The following is a 23,323-nucleotide window of genomic DNA, read 5'->3' as shown; positions in this document are numbered from 1 at the left end:
TTTACAGATCGGCATTATGAATGACAACATAGGCTAATGACTCGTCATAAATAAAAAAGGGAAACTGATCAGCTTCCCTTTTTATATTTTTTATCCAAACTTCTTCTTTCTCAACCAGAAGAACAATCCTCCGATCAAACCTATAATCGCCAGTGGAAGCAATAAATTCAGCCACTGCCAGTTTGATTTTTCTTCGGTAATTCTTTGTCTGTCCAGAAGCCTTTCTTCGATATTTCTGTTTCTCAGTTCCATCAGATTGCTGTCATCAAGAAGGTAATCCAAAGCATTTCTCAGGAACTGTTCGTTTCCAAACTGTTCGTTGGTCAACAGATCTACTCCTAATGGAAGCGGTTTTCCTTTGATCACTTTATTTCTTCCCACATCTCCGTCTGCAATTACGATCATTTTATTTTCCGGGCTTGATGTTTTGAATCCAGGATAAGATTTTCTTTCAATCCTTGAAGCATAAGCGGAATTGAATTTCCCTTCCAAAGCCACTGCAAAAATCTTCGGTGTGCTTGGCTTTTCCATTTGGCCAAGGCTGTCTACACTTGCAATCTCTTTCAGATCTACGTAATTCGGAACCTGTTTCAGTAATGTTCTTTCACTGGATTCGAAAAGAACTTTTGTTTTGATATTCTTTCTTCCTCCCAAAGTATCAATGGAAGTCGGGAATTCAAATTTTACAGGATTGATATTTTTAGTAATCGGATTATTATCTTCAGCAATTCCAAGCGGATAATATGGCCATGGCAGACTTGTATACTGTGGATTTCCACTTACTTCTCCCGTTACCAGTCTTAATAAAGCAAACTTTTTAACATCTTTTACCAGAGCTGGATTAATTCTTATCCCATAATTAAAGAAAAAGTCTGTCATATTGATATCAACAGGGAAAGGCATTACTTTTTTGGACCTTGTTAAAGTATCCATCTCAGCATTTACCGCATCAATCATCCAAAGTGTTTTCCCGCCGTTCATGATGTATTGGTCAAGAATTACCTTTTCATTATCTGTAAAGGCTTTTCTCGGCTTAGCAATCACCAAAGCACTCATTTGTTTCAATAAAGGAATATCTTCCAGTGAAAGCTCAGTCTGATTTTTAGGAATAATAGGTCCGGCATCATAGTTTTCCATAGCCAGCTGTACAAACCCTTGGAATTCATCAGGATTCAGCTCATCATGATTAACCAGGATTCCTACTTTTTTTCTCTTATCAGCAGCGATGTTTTTAATGTTGGAAACAAGGTTATATTCCAGTCCTTCAATAGATCTCGTAAGCTGCTGGTCGGCATCAATTCCCGCCTGCTGTACTACCAGAGGTATAGAAACCCCATCATTCCCATGTTTGATCACAGCGTATGGGAAAAGGGTAATCTGTGAAATTTTTCCGTCTTTTACATCCGGCAGAATAGACGGCTGCATTCCCATCGCCATCAGGGTATCCTGAGACATTTTTGTTTTAATAGGATCGATGAATTTAAAGTCGATCTTCGGATTGATCTTTCTGAATTCTTCAAGCATGAATTTCGTTTCGCTTTGCAGCTGCTTAAAGCTTGCCGGAAAATCACCCTCAAGGTATACTTCAACCGTCAAAGGTTTTTTTACGGATTCCAGTACTTTAATGGTACTGTCGGAAAGGGTATATCTCTTTTCTTTTGTTAAATCTAATCTGATCCCCGAATAGGCCAGAATGATAACCAAAGGAAGAATGGCAAACAGGAAAATTCCCAATGGAGATTTAGCATTGAACTTCTTCATAATTCTACTTCTTTTTGTTAATGAAATGATTCGACAATACTAATGAAGCCCCGATGACCAGAATAAAATAAGCCACATCTTTGAAATCTACAAGTCCTCTTGTAAAACCTAAGAAGTGCTGATAAAAACCTATATTCTGAAGAATGAAGTCTGCGCCACCCAAAAGTTTGTAACTGGCGAGCTGCTCAATTCCGAAATACATGATAAAGCACATAAAAACGCCCAACAGATAAGCCATGATCTGGTTCTGGGATAATGAAGAAGCCAGAATTCCTACTGCTGAAAAAGCTGCAATTAAAATAATCAGTCCTATATAGCTTCCGAACGTCATTCCAAGATCAATATTCCCGGCAGGAACCCCCAGCACATACACCGTATAAAGATAGATCAAAGACGGGATCAGGCATAAAACACCTACAATCCATACAGAAAGGAATTTTCCTGTTACCAGATCTGAGACCTTTAAAGGTTGTGAAAAAAGCCAGTTTAATGTTCCCGTTTGCTGCTCTTCCGCAAAAGTTTTCATCGAAAGGGCCGGAATAATGAACATCAGCAGCCATGGTACTAATACGAAATAGCTCTGCAAAGACGCCATTCCGATCTCAAAGATATTAGAATCGTTGTCGAAAAAGAACAGAAAAAGAGTGGCAATCAGACTGAAAGCTGCAATGATCACCCATGCGCTCCAGTTTCCGAAGTAACTCCAAAGTTCTTTCTTTAAAATTGCAATCATAGTTTTTTAGTAAAATGCAACAGGCTGCATGTGAGAATACACGCCCCTGCTCCACAATTATTTGTTTTTTTTATTTTTATTTACGAGTTTCACTGTCATCATGATCAGAAATACAAGAACGAAAAATCCTGTGATTAATTGCCACCAGTATTCAATTACCATAGATTTCAGGATTACGGTAAATACCACCAGAAACAGAATGAATGTTGCAATTTCATTCGCCTGTCTCAGTTTAATATTGGCAATAGGCAATATATTTCCGTTGATATTCTTCAGTTGAAGGACTTTCTTCCAGCACCAGTAATGATAAGCAGCCAGCCCGATCAGAAAAGTCAGCTTCATGTGAAACCATCCCATTTTCATCAGTCCCGGATTCAAAAAGATCATAACGAGTCCGCAAACCGCCATAATTACCCCCGCCGGAACCGTAATAATATTCCACAGCCTTCTGGCCATAAAGGTATACTGCTCTCTGAGAATTCTTTTCTTTTCTTCCGGAAATTCATCGGTGTCTTTATAGTAAACGAAAATCCTTACGAGATAAAAAATTCCTGCAAAGTAGCTTACCATGAAGATAATATGTAAAGCTTTGATGACGGTATACAGCATCCTAAAAATTTGTTTGCAAAGATAGTTTATTTCGGAAAAAAAGAGAATTTAATCTAAAATCTTTAGCTTAAAATAATAAAGATTAAATATTTTTTAGAATTTGAAAATGAATTTCATATCAACATTAAAATTGAAACTCAGATTGGAACCCTGACGATTTGAACGATAATCAAAAGGAAGACCATCTGTAGGAGCATAATCTTCTTCTTTTCCTGTCATATTAGTATAGGAAACATTTTTCTGTCTGATGCCAAAGCCTATTTTAGGCATAAAGCCAAACCATGAAGACTCCTTATGAAGCAAAATGCTGTAATTGATATTTAATCCATATTTGGTTCTTTTATAATCTGCTGAACTGAAAGAATAATACACCTCATTTTCGTCATAATATTTTCCTGAAATATTTTTTCCTGTCTGATTTAAATAGAAAACTTCTGCTGAGACAAAATGTTTTAATCTTGACTGAGGTGCCAGGCTGTAAAAAACTTCCGGTCTTATCTCAAAAATCCTATTTTTTCCTTCAAAAGTGCTAATAGTTACGGGAGTTATTTTGTCAGTTCCGTATGCCAATTCGGTTCCAACCCACCATCTTTCATTTATTTTCCGCATATACCCTATATTATAGCGTTGGTCACGAAAAGGAGCAAAAGCACTTACAGTAAATATTGATTTATAATCATCAGATTGGGCATAAACTGTTTCAAAAAAGCTAAAAAAGATAGAAAGCAGTAAATATTTTTTCACAAAATGGCTATTAGAATTAATGTTTCGAATATAATATATTTCATAATATTCACCAATAGCATTTTTTTAGCTGCATTCATTTAATTACTAAAGAAATAGTCTCATGATGGTTAGTGAATATTTTTTCATAAAAAAACAGGATTTCTCTAACTATAAGAAATCCTGTTTTTATTCTACAAATGCAGATTTTTTTTATCTTAAGAGATCACTCCCAGTTCTTTCCCTACTTTTTCAAAAGCAGCAATGGCTTTATCCAAATGTTCTTTGGTGTGAGCAGCAGAAAGCTGTACTCTGATTCTTGCCTTTCCTTTCGGAACTACAGGATAGAAGAATCCGATGACATAGATTCCTTCATCCATCAGTTTTTCAGCCATTTTCTGAGAAAGTGGCGCATCATAAAGCATTACCGGTACAATGGCAGCATCTCCGTCCGGGATATCAAATCCTTTTGCTTTCATTTCCGTTCTGAAATAGTCTGCATTTTCCATTACTTTATCACGAAGAGTGGTATCATCAGAGATCATATCCAATACTTTCAAAGCAGCTCCTACAATTCCCGGAGCCAGAGAATTCGAAAACAAATAAGGTCTTGAACGCTGTCTCAACATATCGATGATTTCTTTTTTACCGGAAGTAAATCCTCCTAAAGCTCCTCCTAAAGCTTTTCCTAAAGTAGAAGTGATGATATCTACCCTACCCATTACTTCATTGGCCTCATGTGTTCCACGGCCTGTTTTCCCGATGAAACCTGTAGCATGGGAATCATCCACCATTACCAAAGCATCATATTTATCGGCAAGGTCACATACTCCTTTTAGATCGGCAACAATACCGTCCATAGAGAAAACACCGTCTGTAACAATAATTTTGAAACGGTGGTTCTTTTCAGAAGCTGCGATTAGCTGGACTTCCAGATCCGCCATATCATTGTTTTTATATCTGTATCTTGCTGCTTTACACAAACGAACACCATCAATAATTGATGCGTGATTCAGCTCATCTGAAATAATAGCGTCCTCTTCTGTGAATAAAGGCTCAAAAACACCACCGTTTGCATCAAAAGCGGCTGCATACAGGATCGTATCTTCAAGACCCAGGAAATCAGCAATTTTTTTCTCCAGTTCTTTGTGAATATCCTGAGTTCCGCAGATAAAACGAACAGAAGACATCCCGTATCCGTGAGACTGGATCATATCCTGGGAAGCTTTCATAACTTCCGGATTGTTGGATAACCCCAGATAATTATTTGCACAGAAGTTCAGAAGCTTTTTTCCGTTTGCTTCTATTTCTGCACTCTGCTGAGAAGTGATGATTCTTTCTCTTTTGTAAAGTCCGTCATTCTCAATATTCTGAAGTTCATTCTGTAAATGTTGAAGGTATTTTTCAGAGATCATTTTTCGTTATTTTTTAGATGTGCTAATTTACTAAAAAGGCAGTAAAATAAAACCTTTTATAAGTTTAATTCTAAAAATTTGATCTGATGTTCAGTTTTAACATTATTAGTCTACAAATTTAGTAGGATAATATTTATATTTGTTTAAAATTTGCGAGCATGAGATTAAAGCCGGTACAGAAAATCCGTACGATACATTCAGAAAACTTTATCAGAAGCTATATGAAACCAAGGCTTCCCATCATACTTGAAGATTTTGTAAGTCCCGAAAGTCCTGCATTTAAAAAGTGGAATTATGATTATTTTAAAGAGATTGCCGGAGATGAGATTGTGAATGTATATGGCAACGAACTCGATTCTCTGGATAAAGTGGCGAGTGATCCTGTCACCCGGACGAAATTCTCAGAATATCTGGATCTGATCAAAACCACCCCTACCGAACACAGACTCTTTCTTTTTAATCTTTTGAAAATAAGGCCTGAGCTGAAGAATGATCTCCTGTACAATGATGTAACAGGAGGAAAAATACTAAAATGGCTTCCTTTTATGTTCTTCGGAGGTGAAGGCTCTGTCACCAGAAATCATATTGACATCGATATGTCACATGTTTTTATTACCCAGTTTCAGGGAATCAAGAGAATATGGTTATTTCCCTGGGAGCAGTCGGATCTGATGTATAAGCTGCCTTACAATTTCCACAGTCTGGCCCAGATCAAAGATCCTGATTACAGAAAATATCCTGCTCTCCTCTATTTAAATGGTTATGAGGCCATTCTTCATCCCGGAGAAACCCTGTATATTCCTTCCGGCTGGTGGCATTATATCCAATATGATACGGAAGGTTATTCGGTTTCCGTCAGAGCATTACCATCAACCTTCCTTGAAAAATGGAGGGGTTTTAAGAATCTGGTAATTACAAGGTATTTTGATAACTTCATGCGTTACTTATTCAAGGAAAAATGGTTCAGATATAAAGTAAAAACAGCCATGAAAAGAGGATCAAAAGCCGCTAAAAGACAAAGAAGCTTTCAGATCTGAAAGCTTCTTTAAAGTTATATTTCAATTTCTAATGCTTAATAAACTTAATATTTTTCTCATCAACCGTAAAAATATAAGCTCCCGGAACCAGTTCTGAAATTCCTATTGCTTTTCCAGGTTGATAAGTGGCTTTTCTTATTAGTTTTCCATCTATGGCATGAATTGAGAAATCCGTCATCTTGTTAATTCCTTTCAGATACAATTCATTTTTAGCCGGATTAGGATATAAGCCGAAATCTTCCTTCTCTACCGATGACACACTTAGTGTATTGTCTTTTATAACCGTAGAGTTTTTTTCAAGAATCTGATAGTCATAATTAAACTGAACACTTGCAATAGGGAAAGATACACTCTGCGGAAAATATTGATTATTGGAGGTATTATCAAGCACAAAATAAGCGGTCTCTCCACCTGTACCGTTTACTTTTACCGGTAAAGGCATTTCAAAAAAACCGACTGCAGAACTGCTTTGCGTTTGTGAAACTTTAAACAACGCCTGATTACCGGACTGCTGCCATCTTATAGTATAAGTAGGATATCCTTCACCTGTAACCCAATCATTAAAAAATTCTGTAAAATCTTTTCCTGTAGACTGAAGAAATGAAGCATTAAGATCTGAAGTTCTTACATAATTGTAGGCAAGAGCCGGTCTTGCATGATATTCCTTAAGAGCCTGATAAAAAGCGGCATCTCCCAGGATCCATTTCATCATTCTCAGAACATAGCCGCCTTTTGCATAGGAAAGTCTGCTGTCAAATATCCTGTTGACACTGGAAAGTCCGGAATCAGGAACATACACACTTCCCCCTGCACTGCTTGTAATAAAATCAATCTGGCTTCTCAGATAATTTAAAAATTCCGTATTGGTCATGATCAGCTTTTCGTAAGCCACATGTTCTCCAAAGGTAGCAAAACCTTCATTCAGCCAGATATCATTCCATGCACCGCATGTTACTTTGTCTCCGAACCACTGATGGGCCAGCTCATGAGCAATAAGTGTTTTATTAAAACCTCCCATGGAAGACATTGTCTGATGCTCCATTCCGCCTCCGTAAGCATACTGCATATGTCCGTATTTTTCATTACGGAAAGGGTACGCCCCGAAATAGTTTTCAAAAGTATTCATGATCTGTTTGGTCCATTCAATATCGGTCATATTGGACGGATTGGTGGAAGTGGAAGGGTAAATATAATTCACAAACGGAAACGGAGGATTTCCGATTGTATCATTCAGCACAACAAAATTAGTAATAGACAGGGCTATCAGATAAGCTGCCGTAGGATACATTGTCCTCCAGAAAGTAAGTTTCTTATTGTTGGGAAGAGCAGTTTCGGACATCAGTTTCCCATTAGCCGCCACACTGTAGTTTTGAGGGGTTGTAATTTTGAAATCAAACTTTTCGATCTTATCATTCAGGCTCTGTTTGGTAGGAAACCAGTCTTGTGCACCATAAGGCTCACTCAGCGTGGAAAGAACGGCAGTTCCTCCCTGGGACCCGGTGGTAAAGGCACCCCCAGCTGTAGACGGAGCTCCGGAATAATAGACGGTAAGAGAGTCTAAAGTATTGGCAGGAATAGAAGCCGGAAAATCAATCTTCAATTCCTTTGTGGGCAACTGCTGAAAAGCGGTGATATTGGTTCCATGATACTTCACCTGGGAAACTGTCAACGAATTGGAAAGATCGAAGTAAATGATTCCCATATTCTGAGTAGGCTTAAAATGAGAAGTTACAGATCCGGAAATATTATACACTGCAGGATCCAGGCTGACATCCATTCTCTGATACTGCAGATCATAATTCAGGGTGTTGGGATTGGTATTACCCGCATTCATTTTGTGGGCAAAGGATTTTTTTTCTTTTTCAAGCAATCCTTTTTTACCAATATTTTCTCCTTGTTTCTGCCCGTAAAACGGTTGGCATAGTAAAGAAACAAACATCAGGAGATAGACTTTTTTCATACTTCGAAATATTTAATCAAATATAAAAAAAACCTTTTAATCAATGATTAAAAGGCTGTAATAATATATAAAACAAAATATTTTTAGAGATCCAGTGCGGGTTCAAGAATTTTTTCCATTCTTTTTTTAACCATATCTACCGAACCGGAATAGTTGTTGACCATTAAAGAAAAAACAAGAGTTTTACCTGAGTTGGTCTTCAGATATCCTGCCAGTGTTTTTACTTTATTCAGAGTTCCGGTTTTAGCAAATACCTGTCCGTTACCTTGTCCTAAAAACATTCTTTTTAAAGTCCCTGACTGTCCACCAATCGGTAAAGAAGTCAGATAAGCTCTGTAATACTTTTCGTCCATTAAAGAAGTCAGGAATTTCACCTGAGAAATAGGAGTCACGTTATTTCCTCTTGAAAGTCCGCTTCCATCCATATAATTAAGCCCCATCATATCGAAGCCTGCTTCTTTCAGGTGATCTGTAACAACAATTCTCCCTGACTCGGAAGTCTGGTCTCCCATTTTCTGGAACCCTACTGTTCTTAATAAAGCTTCTGCTAACGAATTATCACTGTGCTGATTGGTATAATAAACAATATCACTTAAAGTGGGAGATTTGTAGGCAGATAGCATTTTTCTGCTTTCAGGAGCTGCATCCGTCATTTTTGGAGTCACTTTTCCGGTAACGGGAATTCCGCTTTTTACCAGTGTGGTTCTGAAAGAATTGGCCAGGTAGGCCGGTGCATCCGGAAGTTTTGTGGTCAGAATACCGTCTCCGTCATATTTTTCAGCATATACCATCTGGTGGGCATAAGGAGAAACGTAAAAGAATTTCTTTTCAGCAGAAAAACCTCCTTTTTTTACAATCAGCTTTTCATTGGCAGGATTAATTCCACGGGTTGTTCCGGCAGGCAGATAATAATTATTGTTTTCCAGCCATACAACATTTTCCGGAAGCATTGAAATATTGCCTTTGAAAAGCGCTGTCTGAATGATAATATCGCCATTTACCTTTCGGATTCCCTCTCGTGAAAGTCCACCTACGAAGTCTGAAATAATGTCTCTGTACGACCAAGCTCCTGCTTTATTGGTTCCCAAAGAAGGGTCTCCGCTTCCTACGATGTAAAGATTTCCGTTCAGAGTTCCCGTTTCATCAACGGTTCCGGAGTATTCCAGCTGGGTCATCCACCGGTAGTTTTCACCAAGGAGATTTAAAGCCGTTTCTGTGGTCAGTAATTTGGTCGTTGAAGCAGGAACCAACGGGCTGCTTTCATTGTACGAAGAAATCACTTTCTTCGTTTTCGGATCATACACAACAAACCCCCAGTGTGCATTTTTCAGCACAGGATCCGACATCATTGTGTTTACATTAATATCTACAAGCTCTTTTGCTGACAACACAGTCTTTTCCACCACCGAACTAACGGGGGAAGGCAAATTCAAACTGTTTTTCTGATTGTCATAATTCTGAGAATAAAGAACGGTAGAAACGGTAGATTGAGCCAGGAAAAAACCGGAAGCCAACACCGCTGCACTTGAAATATATTTTCTGTAATTTACCATCTATCTTCTTTTTGTTCTATAGTTTTTGACTCTGTAAAAAATGATAGGTTAAATCATTCAGTTAAAAAGCCAAACACTTAATCAACGTCCAAAAGTAGAAATTATTGTTATATAACAGGTTATAGCCGTCTTATAAAAGAGTCTAAAGTTTGTTAAAAATTGTTAAAAATCCACAAAAACATCTTTTTTAATGCTTTGATATGCAGTGATTTCATCAAATTCTTTCAAACTTATCAAAACCATATTCTTGAACTTTTCATAGTTTTTACCACGGGGCAGTTTCAACATAATCTGGAACTGATATAAATTATTCAGTCTGGCAATCTGTGCTCTTTCAGGTCCTAAAACGCAATCTTCCGGCAGGTATTTTCTTAAGATGGAGCCCAGAAACTGGGAAGCACGGTCTGCTTTATCTTCTCTTCTGTGTTTCAGCTCAATCATAATCAGTTTGGTAAACGGCGGGTAGTGGAATTTCTGTCGTTCTGTAAGGATATATTTATAGATCTTCGCCGGATTATTCATCTTGATCAGCTGAAATACGGAATGATCGGGATTATAAGTCTGAATCAGGATTTTTCCTTTTCCGGAAACTCTTCCCGCTCTTCCTGAAACCTGTGTGATCAGCTGATAAGCTCTTTCTTCGGCTCTGAAATCCTGCACATACAGAAGAGAATCCGCTTTCGGAATGGCTACCAGCTCAATATGGTCAAAATCAAGCCCTTTTGAAATCATCTGCGTACCCACCACAATATCCGTTTCTCTTTCTTCTATTTTTTCATAGAGCTTTTCGTAGGCAAATTTCTTACGCATGGAATCTACATCCATCCTGTCTACCTCATTATCCGGGAATAATTTTGAAACTTCTTCATGAATCTGCTCTACTCCTACTCCTCTTTCATTCAGGTTTTCAGAATGACATTTCGGGCAGGTTTTCGGTTTTGAGGCTCTTTGCCCGCAATAGTGGCATTTCATTTCATTGGCTGCTTTATGATAAGTCATTACCACATCACAGTTGGAGCAGTAATTCACATAACCACAGGTTTCGCATTCCACAACATTGGCATAGCCACGGCGGTTGTGAAGTACAATCACCTGATTATGATCATCCACTGTCTTCTTCATATCCTCAATAAGCCTTGAAGAGAAATTTCCGGAGACTTTTTTAGAATCCTGGGCTTCCTTAAAATTGATCAGCTCATATTCCGGCAGACTCACGTTCCCGAACCTTTCATCCAGGAAAACATATTTCATCTTATCTTTTCTTGCCCTGTAATAGCTTTCAACAGAAGGGGTTGCAGAGCCTAAAATAACTCCGCCCTTATAAAAACCACCCAAAACCAATGCCGAATCTTTAGCATTGAAATAAGGAGAAGCTTCTCTAGGTCTGTATGCGGAATCGTGCTCTTCGTCTACCACGATCAATCCTAAATTCTGATAAGGCAGAAACAGGGCATTACGGGTTCCGATCAGAATACGGATATCATTCTGCCTGATTCTTCTCCATACTTCCACCTTTTCAAAATCCGTTAGCTTCTGATGGTAAAATCCAAGCTGTTTCCCGTATTTCTTTTCTAACCGCTGGGTAATCTGTTTGGTCAGAGAAATTTCGGGAAGCAGGAACAGAACGTTTTTTCCGGATCTAATACACTCTTCTATTTTCTCCAGATAAATATGGGTTTTCCCGGAAGAAGTGACCCCGTGAAGCAGTACATTTTTACCTTCTTCAAAGGCTTCATCTATTTCAGATTTAGCTGTTTTCTGCTGTTCAGAGAGTTCTTCAAGTTCTTCAAGTTCTCCTTCATAGCTCTCGATCCTGTCTTTCTGCATATAGTATTCCTCTACCAGGCCTTTATCTGCAAGGGGTTTAAAATGAGAGCTTCCGAAATAGCCATCTTCAAACAGTTCGGCTTTTTTAATAGGAGTTTCAGGATGTTCTGTCTGCTTTTCAAGAATCGCAAGGAAAAGGTCCTTCTGTTTCCGTGCTTTATTAAGCCTGATCAGGATATCCGGGAGGTTCTGTTGTAAAACCTCATCCCTGATCCTGACATACGCTACTTCTTTGGCTTTATATTTCTCAGCAATTTTCTCGTCAATTTCAATATATTGCAGATCAATCAGAGAATTGATTGTTTTGATAATATCTTTTTTGGGAATGAATGCTTCAATATCTGTCAGATTAATCAGCTGACGCACTTCCAATGCCTGGATCAGATACATTTCATTCACATCCAGGTTTTCAAAATCTACTACTGCTCCCGGTTTCAGTTTTAAATATGTTTCACTTTCCAGCTTCAAAGAGGAAGGAAAAGCAAAGCGATAAATTTCTCCAAGCCCGCACAGGTAATAATCTGAAAGCCAGTTCCAGAAACGAAGTTGTTCTTCAGGAAGAATGGGTTTATCATCCAGCATACTGATCACTTCTTTTGCCACAAAACTTTCCGGAGCATTATCATGAAGCTCAAATACAATTCCGGTATAGATTTTCTTTCCTCCAAACGGAACAAGCACTCTCATTCCGGGCTGGATCTCAGACATCAGTTCTTCAGGAACTTTATAGGTAAAAGATCCTTTTAAATTCAGTGGTAAAACAATTTGAGCGTATTGCAAGGGAAATATTTAAAGTGTAAAATTAGATTTTTCTTCAGAAAACTGCAACTTTGCGGAAATTTCTTTTGGCTTTATGATTCAATGAAAATGGTGACGGTAAATCTTCTTACTATTTAATAATGCAACTGTTTTTAAACCATTAAGGAGAATGAAGGTTTTAAGATAATTTAAGTAAAAATCTAAGATTTTTAAAGCTTATGTGTACTTCTTATACACAAACTTGATCAATTTAAAATCAACTTAAGTTTCAAAAACTTTTGTGACTTTTGTGGTTAAAAAAGCAGTTCAGTAATTTTATACCAAAATGCTGATGTAAAAAAGCCTACAATAATGCTGACTCCGATGATCAGATTGGTCAGTTTTGTATTCAATCTGAACTGTTCCGCAATAATACTTGAGGTAACCAATGTTGGCATCGCCGCTTCAAATACCGTGATTTTGGCAACATCGCCTTTTATTTTAAACAACAAAGCCAGCCCAACAACAATTGCAGGTGCCAGAATCAGCTTATAAAGCATTGACATCGACATCTGCGGAATCAATTTTTTCCATCCGTTAAATTTCAGCTGCAATCCTACTGAAAATAATGCCAGAGGGCTTACTGTAGCAGCTAACTTATCAAAGAACGGCTCTGCAGCAGTAAAATCAATAAACTGTGATAACACCAAAGCCGAAATACAACCTATTAATGGCGGAAAAGTGATCAGCCTTTTTAAAATAAACAGAGCACTCACCTTTCCTGATTTGCTGCCTCCTTTTACAGCCGCAATTATTCCTAAGGTAGAAAGGGCAAAAAACATGGTCTGGTCACATATGATGGCGATACTTAATAATCCTTCCCCATAAAAAGCACTGATGAGAGGAAAACCGATGAAAGAGGTATTGCTATAACCGCTTGCCAATTCCAGAGTACTTCTGGAGCGCCTTGAATATCCCTTACTTTTACTGTAAAACATCATAAAAAAGAAGCAGAAAACGGAGATGAGAAACGTAGCTAGAATCGGGAACAGCATTTCTGTTGTCCATTTTACTTTAGGCAGATATTTAAAGGAAACGGCCGGAAGAGCAAGATAAAGAATCCAGGTATTGATGCCTTTGTGGGCATCCGGGTGGATAGATTTTGTTGCTTTGAATATCATCCCTGCCACAATGCACACTGCAATCAGAACAAAATTTACCATAACTGTAAAAAAATATACTGCAAATTTACGGCTGATTTTTCAGTTGGAAAGGTAAAATTTATATTTTTTTGGGTAGAATTCCTGCAAACTCACAGAGTATTGGAATGTACAGATGTAATAGCTTTTGCCTTGATTTTTTTAGCCTTTAATTCTATTTTTCAAATCCATTTCTGCCCCAAGGATTCTGATAATTTCAATTGTATTCATCTTTACTATTCGATAAAAAATAATATGTTTATTGGAAAGAAAACCCAAAATATCCGGAGCTATATCGCTATAACGTTTTCCCATTTTAGGATTTTCAGCAAGCATCTGACAAAAATAAATTAATTCAAAATAATATTTATCCGCCTGAGCTTCTGACCAAAATTTATAAGTATATTCATAAATTTTGGAAAGATCTTCAACCGCTTTATGGGTAAACATATATTCAGCCACTTATTTTTTCATTTTGCTCTTTAATAATGTCAAATGTTTTTCCGGGTCAAAATCAGCGGCTATACCACTTTCAATACCTTCTTTCAAAGCATTTTTCAAAAGCTGAATTTTATTTTCTTCTTCTTCCAGCAATCTCAAGCCTGCACGAATTACTTCACTCGCATTTTTGTACCTTCCTTCTGAAATCTTATGGTCAACAAAGTCTTCAAAATAGTCACCTAAAGAAACTGATGTATTCCGTCCCATTATATATTGGTTTTAAACTTAACACATCAAAGTTACCAATTTTTGGTAATTAATCAGATTATTATGGAATTTTATTTAAAATATAATTTCTTTACTGAAAAACACAGATTTTAATTTCCGGTATCCCAAAGACTCATCACTTCAATGTTCTCCAAAGATTTTGAAAGGGTAATCCTTTTTGAAGTTTTTGGAAGAAGGTCAAAGAAATTATCACTGAAATGCGTATCTCCTATCAGATAGACATCTTTTGCGAAAACATCGGTTGAAACTTCAATTTCTGTCGGAGATATTTTTTTAATTGTAATATCCGGTTTTGTAAGCTTTAAGTCTTTCGGTTTTTTAAAGAAAAATAAATTTTCCTGTTTCAATGATTCATTCTTAACATACGTTTTCAATACCGCTTTTGACAAATCAAACTTTGAGAATTCTGTTTTTGAAATTTCAAAGTGTTTCTCACTGGAATTGGCCCTTATCTTATCTGCAGCATCTATTCCCCACAGAAAATTACCGTCAAAATCAAATAACTCTGCCCCGGAATCTGCGGATACAGCATTCATTAAATCATTAATAAAATAAATATCATAGGCTTTTTCTGTTTCTGCAACGGATATCAACAGAGGTTCAAAGCTTCTTTTTGCCTGATAATGGAAAGCTTTCCAATTCCCGAGATAATCAATAGAAGACCATGAAACCACCGGCCAGCAGTCATTAAGCTGCCAGTATAAAGTCCCCATATTGTATGGTTTTGCACGACGGTGAGCCTCGATTGCAATCTGCATCCCACGGGCCTGTAATAATTGGGAAATATAATTGTATTTTACGAAATCTGCCGGAACATGATAATCCCTCTTCATGTATTCATTGATAATCTCCCAGCCTCTCGCATGCTTTTCGTGAGCCTTTATGACTGAATTATGTAAGCTAAGATCCGGAACTCCTGAAAACATAGTTTTTGTGGTTGCAAGTGTCGGCATCCCCTGGAAGCCATATTCAGACATAAACCTTCCTACTTTTTCGTTATAAATTTCAAATGGCTGCTCGCCCCACCATACGCCCCAATAATGGGAGTCCCCTTCTGTAAGACTTTCCTTATGTCCCCATCCGATCGAAGGAGAACTGGGCCAGTAAATATTTTTATCTGCCGTAAGATTTTCTTTTAATGTATTAGGAATCAGATCATGAAACAGCTTTTTATAATCTTTCCAAACCTGAAGGGAATCATTTTTTGAATATTTGAACTGCTTCTGATATCCCCAGTTGACAATGGCTTCATCTATTTCGTTATTTCCGCACCATAAAGCAACTGAAGGGTGATTCTGAAGTCTGCTGACCTGATCTTTCACTTCTTTTTTTACATTGGCTAAAAACGTTTCGTCTCCCGGATAAAAACTTCCTGCAAACATGAAGTCCTGCCACACCAGAATTCCGTTTTCATCGCAGGCTTTGTAGAATTCATCATCTTCATAAATTCCTCCGCCCCAGATACGGATCATATTCATATTGGCTTCTTTGGCGTCCCTGATCAGCTTTTGATATTTTCCTTCCGTCATGCGTGGTGAAAAACTATCTCCCGGAATCCAATTGGTACCTTTGATATACAACGGATTACCATTGACCTTAAAATAAAATGATTTTCCTCCGGCATCTTTTTCCTGTACGAGCTCTATTGTTCTCAACCCTAATTTCATCTCTTCATCTGAAAGCACTTCCGAATCTTTATTCAATGAAAATTTCATATCATAAAGAAATGCTTCTCCCCATCCATTAGGCTGCCACAGCTTCGGGTTCTTAATGGCAAAAGGAATAGTGAGCCGGTTATTTCCTTTTTTTAACTGAACTGTATTCACCTCATCATTGATCCTGAAAGTATACTTTCCTTCTTTTTCAGCCAAAATTGAAGTATGAATATCTAGATCAGCAGTTTTACCTGATAATTTTTTTTGCTCAATCTGAATGGTTTCAATCTTTGCAATATTCCAGAATTCAATTTTTACATCCTTCCAGATTCCTGCCGTTACCAATCTGGGTCCCCAATCCCAGCCAAACTGATACTGTGCTTTTCTTACAAAACTTCTCGGTGACTCCGGCATTGTGAACGGAACCTGCTTAGCCCGTCTTTTTCCTTCTTCCACAGCAGATCTGAATGTAATCCTCAGTTCATTCTCCCCTTTTCTCAACAAGCCTTTCACCGGAATTTCCCACTTCCTGAACATATTATCTGTTTTTTTCAGCAGTTTTCCGTTCAGATAGATTTCTGAAAAAGTATCTAGTCCGTTGAATACAAGGTTGGCATGGTGATTTTCCAGTTCTTTCTGAGAAATACTGAAATGGGTCTGATAGTCCCAGTCTTCATTTTCTACCCATTGTACTTTCTTTTCATTTTCATCTTTGAAAGGATCAGGAATAACCTTATTATTCATCAGATCCAGATGAACTGTTCCCGGTATCTTTGCAGGAAGCCAGTGCTGATCTTTCGAATTTTTGAACTGCCAGTTCTCAGAAGCCAGTTTCTTTTCCGAAGACTGAGCAGCAATAAACGTCTGAATGAAGGTGAAAGCAAAAAGGATAGTTTTATTCATTAATAAGTTTGTTTACGATTCTATGAATTCCATATTTAATAAGTTCGCTATTAAAATTAATAAGTAATCCCAGTTTGATATGGGCCTGTTTCAAATAGGTCAGTACCTGTGAGTGAAAAATAGGTTTTAATTCCAGTACAGATTTCACTTCTATTATCACCTTATAATTCTATTCATCCCAATCATTTTACCATTCCTCACTATTTTTAAAATGACAAAGTGAAGGATAATTCTAGTTTATTTATTCTTCAGCGCAACAACCTCCGCCGGATTGGCAAAAGCACCACCATCTGTAATGGCCGAAGAATGAAAATACCCTGCATTGGTGAAAGCTCTCAGTTCTTCAATATTCGAAGATCGAAGTCCGCCTCCTACCAGAATTTCTATTCTGCCGTCAGAAAGCTCAACCAGTTTTTTCAGATTCTCTTTTCCTTCTGACACATTAGGTTTCTGACCTGAAGTAAGGATGGTTGTAAAACCACATTCTATTACTTTTTCTAAAGAATTTTCCAGATTTTTTGCCCGGTCGAATGCCCGGTGAAATGTGCACTGAAACGGTGCTGCCAATTCTACCAAAGCTTTGTTCTTCGCAACATCCACCTCATCATTTTCATTCAGGATTCCAAACACAAAGCCATCTACGTTTAAGGATTTCAATTGAACCAGATCTTTTTTCATCTGTTCCAATTCAGATTCAGAATACGTAAAGTCTCCTCCTCTTGGACGAATCATGACAAAAATCGGAATGTTGATTTTCTCACGAAGCTGTCTGGTGGTTTCAAAACCCGGAGTTGTTCCTCCCTCATTCAGCCCGTCACATAATTCGATTCTGTCTGCTCCGTTCTCAAAAGCAATGATTGCCGATTCGGGATTAAAGCATGCTATTTCTATTTTTGACATTGTATCTGTTTAATTTTATTTCGGTTCATCCTGCAATACATCTGCAATCAGAAAGCTCCCGTTTTCTTTGATTACTTTTATCACTGACGGATATTTAGCTTTATAACCATCATCTCTCAGCACTACATTAAAGGTATATTCATTTTTTGAAGAGGATTTTAATTCACAGCTCTCCACCTCAATATTATTCCAATCCTGAGCAGGGATAAGAAACCCGACCCCGATTCCGGCCTTATCTGTATTGAATTTGTTTTTCCATTTGTCTTTAAATTCTTTCTCAGTAAGGCTTCCGTCTATATCAAGATCTACATTCGTAGCATCGGTTTTATAATCATAGTACTCTTGCGTAGTCATTTTCTGCATATTTTTATCCTGGCTCACAAGATCTGCTTTAAAATATTCTACAATACTTTTCTCCAGCCACTTTTTGGCTTCTCCGGAATCATGATCCGGTGTTGCAGCTGTATTCAAAACCACTTTTTCTTTTGCCTGCTGAATCCCAGGTTCTGTCATTGTTATACTCTCCTTCTTTTCTTCCTTACACGCTGTGATTAAAAATAAGGAAGCGATAATCGTTCTTTTCATATTTTGTTTTGGTCTATATTCCTGATAAAGATCGTCTTTACACCTTTGTATATTATTTCAACGCAAATTCAGGTTTCTCAAGACGGTTTCCTTTCTGGTCGTAAACCGCAAAGTTGAACCCATCCTGAATACAGTAAGAACCGTATTCTCCTTTTTTGTTGATGGCAATAAAGCCTACCTGAATATCCTTCAGGTTTTTATTTCTTCTCTGATTGATCTTTACAATTCTGTCCACTGCTTCTTTACAGGCTTCCTGCGGATTTCTGCCCTGTCTCATCAGTTCAACAACCAGATGGGTACCTACTGTTCTTATCACCTCTTCACCATGTCCGGTTGCTGTTGCAGCTCCCACTTCATTATCAACGAATAAACCGGCACCAATAATAGGAGAATCACCTACTCTTCCATGCATTTTAAAAGCCATCCCGCTCGTTGTACAGGCACCTGAAAGGTTTCCATGAGCATCCAGAGCAATCATACCGATGGTATCATGGTTTTCAATATTGGCAATAGGTTTATACTGACTGGTTTTCAGCCATTCTTTCCATTCTTTTTCTGATTCGGGAGTGAGTAGGTTTTCTTTTTTAAAACCTTGCGAAAGGGCAAACTGTAATGCACCGTCTCCTACAAGCATTACGTGAGGGGTCTTTTCCATTACCGCTCTGGCAACGGAAATCGGGTTTTTAATATGTTCCAGACATGCTACCGAACCGATATTATAATTTTCGTCCATGATACAGGCATCCAGCGTTACACTTCCGTCTCTGTCCGGACGGCCTCCATACCCTACACTTCTTTCCTTGGGATCCAGTTCTACGAGACGAACTCCTTTTTCAACGGCATCCAAAGCTTTCCCCCCTTTTCCCAGAATAGTCCAGGCTTCTTCGTTAGCTTTAAGACCGAAATTCCAGGTAGAAAGTACAATCGGTTTATTGATTGCTTCAGCAGATGTATTTTCCGGTAATCCGGCAGCCATCAGATCCAGCGGGTTTACGGCGAGTGCTGCTGTTGCAATTCCCAGTTTTTTTATAAAACTTCTTCGGTTATTGTTCATGGTATCTCAAATTATTAATCCCCAACAAATCTAAAAAAAACTTCTATGAAATCCTCGGGCGAATCAAGGAATATCTGTTTGTTATTTTTATTTATCTTTACTGCTGTAATGGATTCTTTTAAAACATTCAGGAATATTCCTTTCTTTCAGGAGCTGTCTGATGAAGAAATCAATATCCTGGTCAGCATCAGTACTCCGAGGCTTCTTCGTAAAAAAGAGAAGCTGGCTGAGCCTGGTCAGTCTTTTAACCATTTATTCATTATGTCTCACGGGCTGCTGAGATTTTTCTTTGATGATGAAAACGGAATTGAAAGTAACCTTTTTCTCCCCTCAGAAAAGGAGGCTGCCATTATGGAAGCCCCGGAGTCCTATTCTGGTGAGACTGAAAGAAAATACACTATAGAAGCCGTTATTGAAAGCCAACTCTTCCTGTTCAGCAAAAATGAATTTGAAGACATCGCATTTCAGCACAGGGGCATTTATAATGTATATCTCAAGTCTCTGAAGATGATCATTACTATATCAAAGACACGCATAGAGCAGTTTTGTTCCACCTCTCCGCATTCACGCTATGAAGAGTTTCTGGAAACGAGACCATTTACTTCTCAAAATGCCAACAGAAAGTATATTGCTAATTTTCTGGGCATTACCCCCAACTCTCTTTCAAGGATGACAGCCCGAATTCATAAAAAAAGGAACGAAAGAAAAAAATAACTTAGGAATACTTTTTCTCACTTTATTCGATCTAATTTTGCTTCATCAAAATACGAAGACACCATTCGTTAAAAAAGCAAAATGAGAAAATATCACCTGAAAAATACAACTTATATTGACTAAGCTTTAATCTTCCCTTAAGATTCAAAGTAACCGGCTGCATGTTTGTTGATCATCAGGTTACTGCCTTGTTTTACATTTAATATCATTTTTTACCTTATACAATTTATTTATGCAAAGAATATCAATACTTCTCTGCCTGCTGTTATCATGCAATTTTGTTCAGGCATCAACAGGTCATTTAGAAGACAATATAGCTAATGCTGCATCATGGTTCATTTTACTTGTTTTACCCGTTGCAGGCATTTATCTTTTCTGGAAAGTTCATATTTATCCGGAAAAAGTAGCTGAGAAAAAGAACCATCCTCAGCTTAACGCCATAAAAAGCATGTGCCTCCTTTCCCTTGTTTTTGGAGGCCTTTTATGGCCGGTTGCCTTAATCTGGGCCAATTATGATTATGGCAATCAGAACGATCAGAAAAAAGACACAGACCTTATTGAAGAAGAAAAAGAATTTATAACTCCTGAAAATTAACACTTATGCTGGAATTACTCATCGCAATATATGCCGGAATATGCTGGCTTCTTATTAAAAAATTAAAGTTGATCCCCTGGACGTTTACTACACAGGTTGTTGTGTATTCACTGCCTATTTTCGGATCTATAGCTCTCATATTAAGTTTAAATTATTACTGTCCCATTACTTCTGACGTCAAAGTAGGAAACAGAAGTGTGGATATTACCACCCAGGTTTTGGGAAAGGTCAAAAAAGTGTATGTAAGCACTAATCAGGAAGTAAAGAAAGGAGACACCTTGTTTGTGCTGGACAGGGAGCCTTATCTTCAGGAAATCAAATCTCTGGAAGCTAAGCTAAGTAATATGAAAGCTACGGTAAGTTCTTATAATACGGATATTTCTGCTTCCCGGAAAAACATTGCCGGCTTACAGTCTCAGCTGGACCTTGCCCATAAAAGAGTAGCACAGTATAGGGAACTGGTAGCAGCAGGAGCAGCCAATAGGTTTGATCTTGAACAAGCGGAGACCAACGTCAGGGATCTACAATCCCGTATCAGTTCAGCACAGTCACAGCAACAGTCTCTGGAAACTAAATCCAATGCCTCTTATGGTGGTGAGAATTCATCAGTTTCCGAGATTCAGGCCAAACTGGATCAGGCGAAATGGAATTTATCCCAAACAGTGGTTCTTGCCCCTACAGATGGTATTATTCCCAACGTACAGCTGAATGAAGGTGCTATTATGGCTCCTTTTAAATCGGCCTTTGTTCTGATTCAGAAGCAGCAGTCTGTTGTCGGTTTTTTCGCACAGAATGAACTGGAAACGGTAAAAAAAGGGGATGAAGTAGAGCTTGCCCTTAAAACAGAACCTGGAAAAATAGTAAAAGCCAGACTTGAATATGTAATTGATGCTACCAGCCAGGGAATTATGAATAATGCAGGAGGAATGCTTGGAGGAAACGGATCTGTAGCCGGACTTCCCGACACCGCCAGACAACTACCGGAAACAGACGGGAAACTTATTGTCAAGTTTGTACTGGAAGATGATCAGAAACAGCTGACCGTAGGGGCAAGAGGTACAGCAGTGATTTATTCGGATCACCTCAAACCTTTACATCTCATCCGAAAAGTAATGATGCGTATCAACAGTAAAATCAATTACCTGATTCCTAAACTTCACTAAAATGTACAAAAAGTTAATTTTACTTGGGATGATTTCCGTTGGTTTAAGCTCATGTATAGGCTATAAAGAACCTACTAAAGAAAATATAGATCAGCTCAAAGAAAAAAGTGAAATCGTCGCCCACATTGAAATTCCGGATGACTGGATTTTTGACAGAAATATGCATTCAAAATCACTTTCCTACGATTGGATCACCGACCTTAAGACTCCTCAGCTGGAAGCTCTTCTCAACGAAGGAATGCTTTATAATGCAGATCTCATCATTGCCAAAGAGAAGCTTAATCAGGTCGAACTGGCTATGGAAATCGCAGGAAGCAATCTTTACCCAAGTGTAAGTGCTGTTGCCAATACCTCCAATAATTTGGTAAGTGATGCCCAGATCCGGCGTCTTGCCTTGAAGGCCAGCTGGGAAATTGATCTTTGGGGTAAAAATAAATCTTCACAAATGGCAGCCACCAGCAGTTACTTTTCCGCCAGACATCAGAATACACTGCTGCACCAGTCTATTGCAGGTATGATCGCTAAGGCATATTTCCTGAATATTGCAGGAAACATCCAGGAGGATATGATTGAAAGTTATATTCAGAAATCCAGAGAACTGGAGAAGCTTTATATCATTCAGAAAAAAGTGGGAACGGCCAATGCTTTAGACATTTCCAATATATCAGCTGAAATCATTTCCCTTGAAGGATATCTCGAAAAGGTAAAAAATGCCAACATTCAATCCAGAAGATCACTGGAGCTTCTTACCGGAAAATACCCGGAAGGGAAACTGGCCACACAGAATTTCTTTAATCCTGTAAAAAATGATATTCCCGGATCTTTTCCGCTTCAGCTTCTGGAGAACAGATCTGATATACAGGCCGGTCAGTTTCAGATAGAAAAGGCTTTTTATGAAGTACAGGAGGCCAAAGCAGCCAGACTTCCGTCATTAAGTATAAGTTCTTCTCTGGGGACAGCAGGAAGTAATGTGAAATCGATCAATTCACTGTTTTCAAATCCTTTATTAAAGGTGGGCAGCGGATTGGTTTCCCCGATCTTTAACAACGGAAAATTAAAAAAGAATGTGGAAATAAAGAATGCTCAACAAAAACAGGTTGTTGAAGAATATTCAAAAGCCGTTCTGAACGCTCTGAATGAGGTTGAATCTTCTTTGGCCAATCTCCATTCTATTGAAAAACAGCTTACCTACAGCGTCAGTGCAGTGAATGAGCTTAAAAACAATATCAGTCTGACTCAAAAACAGATCAAGGTAGGTACCAACAGCAGCTTTGTACTCATCCGGAAGCAAAGGGACCTGCTTAAAAATGAAATGAACCTCATCAATCTGGAACTTCAGTACAGAATAGAACGTATCAATCTGTATCTGGCACTGGGAGCTAAGAACTTCATTTATTCATAATTTTGTACTACGAAAGCCTGTGGAAATGATCCACAGGCTTTTTTTGGCCACGTCGTCAAATCTTCGAT

General features: G+C 38.1%; 21 protein-coding genes. 5 read left to right on the top strand and 16 right to left on the bottom strand.

Annotated features, from left to right (window positions below):
* Positions 1–90: 90 nt before the first annotated feature.
* The 5 genes from gldG to kbl all read right to left on the bottom strand — a co-directional run bounded on the left by gldG (position 91) and on the right by kbl (position 5,241).
* Positions 91–1,761: a gliding motility-associated ABC transporter substrate-binding protein GldG gene (gldG, locus tag ACTJJF_RS16165; protein ID WP_440700304.1), complete on the bottom strand. Its 1,671-nt coding sequence runs from the start codon at positions 1,759–1,761 to the stop codon at positions 91–93.
* A 4-nt stretch (positions 1,762–1,765) separates the two neighbouring features.
* On the bottom strand, positions 1,766–2,494 hold the full coding sequence (locus ACTJJF_RS16160) for an ABC transporter permease (RefSeq protein ID WP_312299645.1): 729 nt from the start codon (positions 2,492–2,494) through the stop codon (positions 1,766–1,768).
* 57 nt (positions 2,495–2,551) lie between these two features.
* Entirely contained in the window at positions 2,552–3,103 is a 552-nt protein-coding gene (locus ACTJJF_RS16155) for a CopD family protein (RefSeq protein ID WP_440700303.1), read from the bottom strand.
* A 93-nt stretch (positions 3,104–3,196) separates the two neighbouring features.
* Positions 3,197–3,847 (bottom strand): hypothetical protein, encoded by a 651-nt coding sequence (locus ACTJJF_RS16150; RefSeq protein ID WP_440700302.1) that lies wholly within the window; start codon positions 3,845–3,847, stop codon positions 3,197–3,199.
* A 197-nt stretch (positions 3,848–4,044) separates the two neighbouring features.
* Complete coding sequence (kbl, locus tag ACTJJF_RS16145) at positions 4,045–5,241, bottom strand: glycine C-acetyltransferase (protein ID WP_440700301.1); 1,197 nt, start codon at positions 5,239–5,241, stop codon at positions 4,045–4,047.
* A 158-nt stretch (positions 5,242–5,399) separates the two neighbouring features.
* On the opposite strand from kbl, the gene ACTJJF_RS16140 reads away from it, so the two are divergent.
* Positions 5,400–6,278 carry a cupin-like domain-containing protein gene (locus tag ACTJJF_RS16140; RefSeq protein ID WP_440700300.1) on the top strand — a complete coding sequence of 293 codons (879 nt, stop codon included), beginning with the start codon at positions 5,400–5,402 and terminating at the stop codon, positions 6,276–6,278.
* Between the two features lie 28 nt (positions 6,279–6,306).
* Here ACTJJF_RS16140 and ACTJJF_RS16135 read toward each other — a convergent pair whose 3' ends face one another.
* The 11 genes from ACTJJF_RS16135 to ACTJJF_RS16085 all read right to left on the bottom strand — a co-directional run bounded on the left by ACTJJF_RS16135 (position 6,307) and on the right by ACTJJF_RS16085 (position 19,381).
* Positions 6,307–8,238, bottom strand: coding sequence for a M1 family aminopeptidase (locus ACTJJF_RS16135; protein ID WP_440700299.1), 1,932 nt, complete (start codon positions 8,236–8,238; stop codon positions 6,307–6,309).
* Between the two features lie 83 nt (positions 8,239–8,321).
* On the bottom strand, positions 8,322–9,791 hold the full coding sequence (dacB, locus tag ACTJJF_RS16130) for a D-alanyl-D-alanine carboxypeptidase/D-alanyl-D-alanine endopeptidase (RefSeq protein WP_312299655.1): 1,470 nt from the start codon (positions 9,789–9,791) through the stop codon (positions 8,322–8,324).
* A 162-nt stretch (positions 9,792–9,953) separates the two neighbouring features.
* Entirely contained in the window at positions 9,954–12,398 is a 2,445-nt protein-coding gene (gene priA, locus ACTJJF_RS16125; protein WP_440700298.1) for a replication restart helicase PriA, read from the bottom strand.
* A gap of 272 nt (positions 12,399–12,670) precedes the next feature.
* Positions 12,671–13,579: an AEC family transporter gene (locus tag ACTJJF_RS16120; RefSeq protein ID WP_312299659.1), complete on the bottom strand. Its 909-nt coding sequence runs from the start codon at positions 13,577–13,579 to the stop codon at positions 12,671–12,673.
* Between the two features lie 138 nt (positions 13,580–13,717).
* Positions 13,718–14,005 (bottom strand): type II toxin-antitoxin system RelE/ParE family toxin, encoded by a 288-nt coding sequence (locus tag ACTJJF_RS16115; RefSeq protein WP_338129734.1) that lies wholly within the window; start codon positions 14,003–14,005, stop codon positions 13,718–13,720.
* 12 nt (positions 14,006–14,017) lie between these two features.
* Positions 14,018–14,263, bottom strand: a complete 246-nt coding sequence (locus ACTJJF_RS16110; RefSeq protein WP_276161247.1) for a type II toxin-antitoxin system ParD family antitoxin — start codon at positions 14,261–14,263, stop codon at positions 14,018–14,020.
* A 110-nt stretch (positions 14,264–14,373) separates the two neighbouring features.
* Entirely contained in the window at positions 14,374–16,842 is a 2,469-nt protein-coding gene (locus ACTJJF_RS16105; RefSeq protein ID WP_440700297.1) for a beta-mannosidase, read from the bottom strand.
* A complete protein-coding gene (locus ACTJJF_RS16100) occupies positions 16,835–17,002 on the bottom strand; it encodes a GxxExxY protein (protein ID WP_440700296.1) in 168 nt (55 codons plus the stop codon). The genes ACTJJF_RS16105 and ACTJJF_RS16100 overlap by 8 nt, the downstream gene beginning before the upstream one ends.
* A 77-nt stretch (positions 17,003–17,079) precedes the next feature.
* Positions 17,080–17,742: a copper homeostasis protein CutC gene (locus ACTJJF_RS16095; RefSeq protein WP_440700295.1), complete on the bottom strand. Its 663-nt coding sequence runs from the start codon at positions 17,740–17,742 to the stop codon at positions 17,080–17,082.
* 15 nt (positions 17,743–17,757) lie between these two features.
* The gene (locus ACTJJF_RS16090; RefSeq protein ID WP_440700294.1) at positions 17,758–18,327 is read right to left on the bottom strand and encodes a hypothetical protein; all 570 of its coding nucleotides are present in this window, start codon (positions 18,325–18,327) and stop codon (positions 17,758–17,760) included.
* Positions 18,328–18,379: 52 nt separating this feature from the next.
* Positions 18,380–19,381 carry an isoaspartyl peptidase/L-asparaginase family protein gene (locus ACTJJF_RS16085; RefSeq protein ID WP_440700293.1) on the bottom strand — a complete coding sequence of 334 codons (1,002 nt, stop codon included), beginning with the start codon at positions 19,379–19,381 and terminating at the stop codon, positions 18,380–18,382.
* Positions 19,382–19,426: 45 nt separating this feature from the next.
* Here ACTJJF_RS16085 and ACTJJF_RS16080 point away from each other — a divergent pair, with 45 nt between their 5' ends.
* The 4 genes from ACTJJF_RS16080 to ACTJJF_RS16065 all read left to right on the top strand — a co-directional run bounded on the left by ACTJJF_RS16080 (position 19,427) and on the right by ACTJJF_RS16065 (position 23,255).
* Positions 19,427–20,095: a Crp/Fnr family transcriptional regulator gene (locus tag ACTJJF_RS16080; RefSeq protein ID WP_440700292.1), complete on the top strand. Its 669-nt coding sequence runs from the start codon at positions 19,427–19,429 to the stop codon at positions 20,093–20,095.
* Between the two features lie 232 nt (positions 20,096–20,327).
* Complete coding sequence (locus tag ACTJJF_RS16075; RefSeq protein WP_312299678.1) at positions 20,328–20,690, top strand: DUF3302 domain-containing protein; 363 nt, start codon at positions 20,328–20,330, stop codon at positions 20,688–20,690.
* Positions 20,691–20,695: 5 nt separating this feature from the next.
* Complete coding sequence (locus tag ACTJJF_RS16070; protein ID WP_440700291.1) at positions 20,696–21,853, top strand: HlyD family secretion protein; 1,158 nt, start codon at positions 20,696–20,698, stop codon at positions 21,851–21,853.
* 1 nt (position 21,854) lies between these two features.
* A complete protein-coding gene (locus ACTJJF_RS16065; RefSeq protein WP_440700290.1) occupies positions 21,855–23,255 on the top strand; it encodes a TolC family protein in 1,401 nt (466 codons plus the stop codon).
* Positions 23,256–23,323 lie beyond the last annotated feature (68 nt).

The sequence above is a fragment of the Chryseobacterium sp. 22458 genome (assembly GCF_052044975.1).
Lineage (GTDB): Bacteria > Bacteroidota > Bacteroidia > Flavobacteriales > Weeksellaceae > Chryseobacterium.
This window is presented reverse-complemented; position numbering and strand designations above follow the sequence as displayed.

Excerpts from the sequence above, each read along its gene's own strand:
- ACTJJF_RS16065 (WP_440700290.1), top strand. The coding sequence starts at position 21,855 with ATGTACAAAAAGTTAATTTTACTTGGGATGATTTCCGTTGGTTTAAGC.
- ACTJJF_RS16120 (WP_312299659.1), bottom strand. The coding sequence starts at position 13,579 with ATGGTAAATTTTGTTCTGATTGCAGTGTGCATTGTGGCAGGGATGATA.
- ACTJJF_RS16095 (WP_440700295.1), bottom strand. The coding sequence starts at position 17,742 with ATGTCAAAAATAGAAATAGCATGCTTTAATCCCGAATCGGCAATCATT.
- ACTJJF_RS16115 (WP_338129734.1), bottom strand. The coding sequence starts at position 14,005 with ATGTTTACCCATAAAGCGGTTGAAGATCTTTCCAAAATTTATGAATAT.
- ACTJJF_RS16110 (WP_276161247.1), bottom strand. The coding sequence starts at position 14,263 with ATGGGACGGAATACATCAGTTTCTTTAGGTGACTATTTTGAAGACTTT.
- ACTJJF_RS16160 (WP_312299645.1), bottom strand. The coding sequence starts at position 2,494 with ATGATTGCAATTTTAAAGAAAGAACTTTGGAGTTACTTCGGAAACTGG.
- ACTJJF_RS16085 (WP_440700293.1), bottom strand. The coding sequence starts at position 19,381 with ATGAACAATAACCGAAGAAGTTTTATAAAAAAACTGGGAATTGCAACA.
- ACTJJF_RS16090 (WP_440700294.1), bottom strand. The coding sequence starts at position 18,327 with ATGAAAAGAACGATTATCGCTTCCTTATTTTTAATCACAGCGTGTAAG.
- ACTJJF_RS16135 (WP_440700299.1), bottom strand. The coding sequence starts at position 8,238 with ATGAAAAAAGTCTATCTCCTGATGTTTGTTTCTTTACTATGCCAACCG.
- ACTJJF_RS16080 (WP_440700292.1), top strand. The coding sequence starts at position 19,427 with ATGAAATCCTCGGGCGAATCAAGGAATATCTGTTTGTTATTTTTATTT.
- ACTJJF_RS16070 (WP_440700291.1), top strand. The coding sequence starts at position 20,696 with ATGCTGGAATTACTCATCGCAATATATGCCGGAATATGCTGGCTTCTT.
- ACTJJF_RS16105 (WP_440700297.1), bottom strand. The coding sequence starts at position 16,842 with ATGAATAAAACTATCCTTTTTGCTTTCACCTTCATTCAGACGTTTATT.
- ACTJJF_RS16140 (WP_440700300.1), top strand. The coding sequence starts at position 5,400 with ATGAGATTAAAGCCGGTACAGAAAATCCGTACGATACATTCAGAAAAC.
- ACTJJF_RS16075 (WP_312299678.1), top strand. The coding sequence starts at position 20,328 with ATGCAAAGAATATCAATACTTCTCTGCCTGCTGTTATCATGCAATTTT.
- dacB (WP_312299655.1), bottom strand. The coding sequence starts at position 9,791 with ATGGTAAATTACAGAAAATATATTTCAAGTGCAGCGGTGTTGGCTTCC.
- gldG (WP_440700304.1), bottom strand. The coding sequence starts at position 1,761 with ATGAAGAAGTTCAATGCTAAATCTCCATTGGGAATTTTCCTGTTTGCC.
- ACTJJF_RS16155 (WP_440700303.1), bottom strand. The coding sequence starts at position 3,103 with ATGCTGTATACCGTCATCAAAGCTTTACATATTATCTTCATGGTAAGC.
- kbl (WP_440700301.1), bottom strand. The coding sequence starts at position 5,241 with ATGATCTCTGAAAAATACCTTCAACATTTACAGAATGAACTTCAGAAT.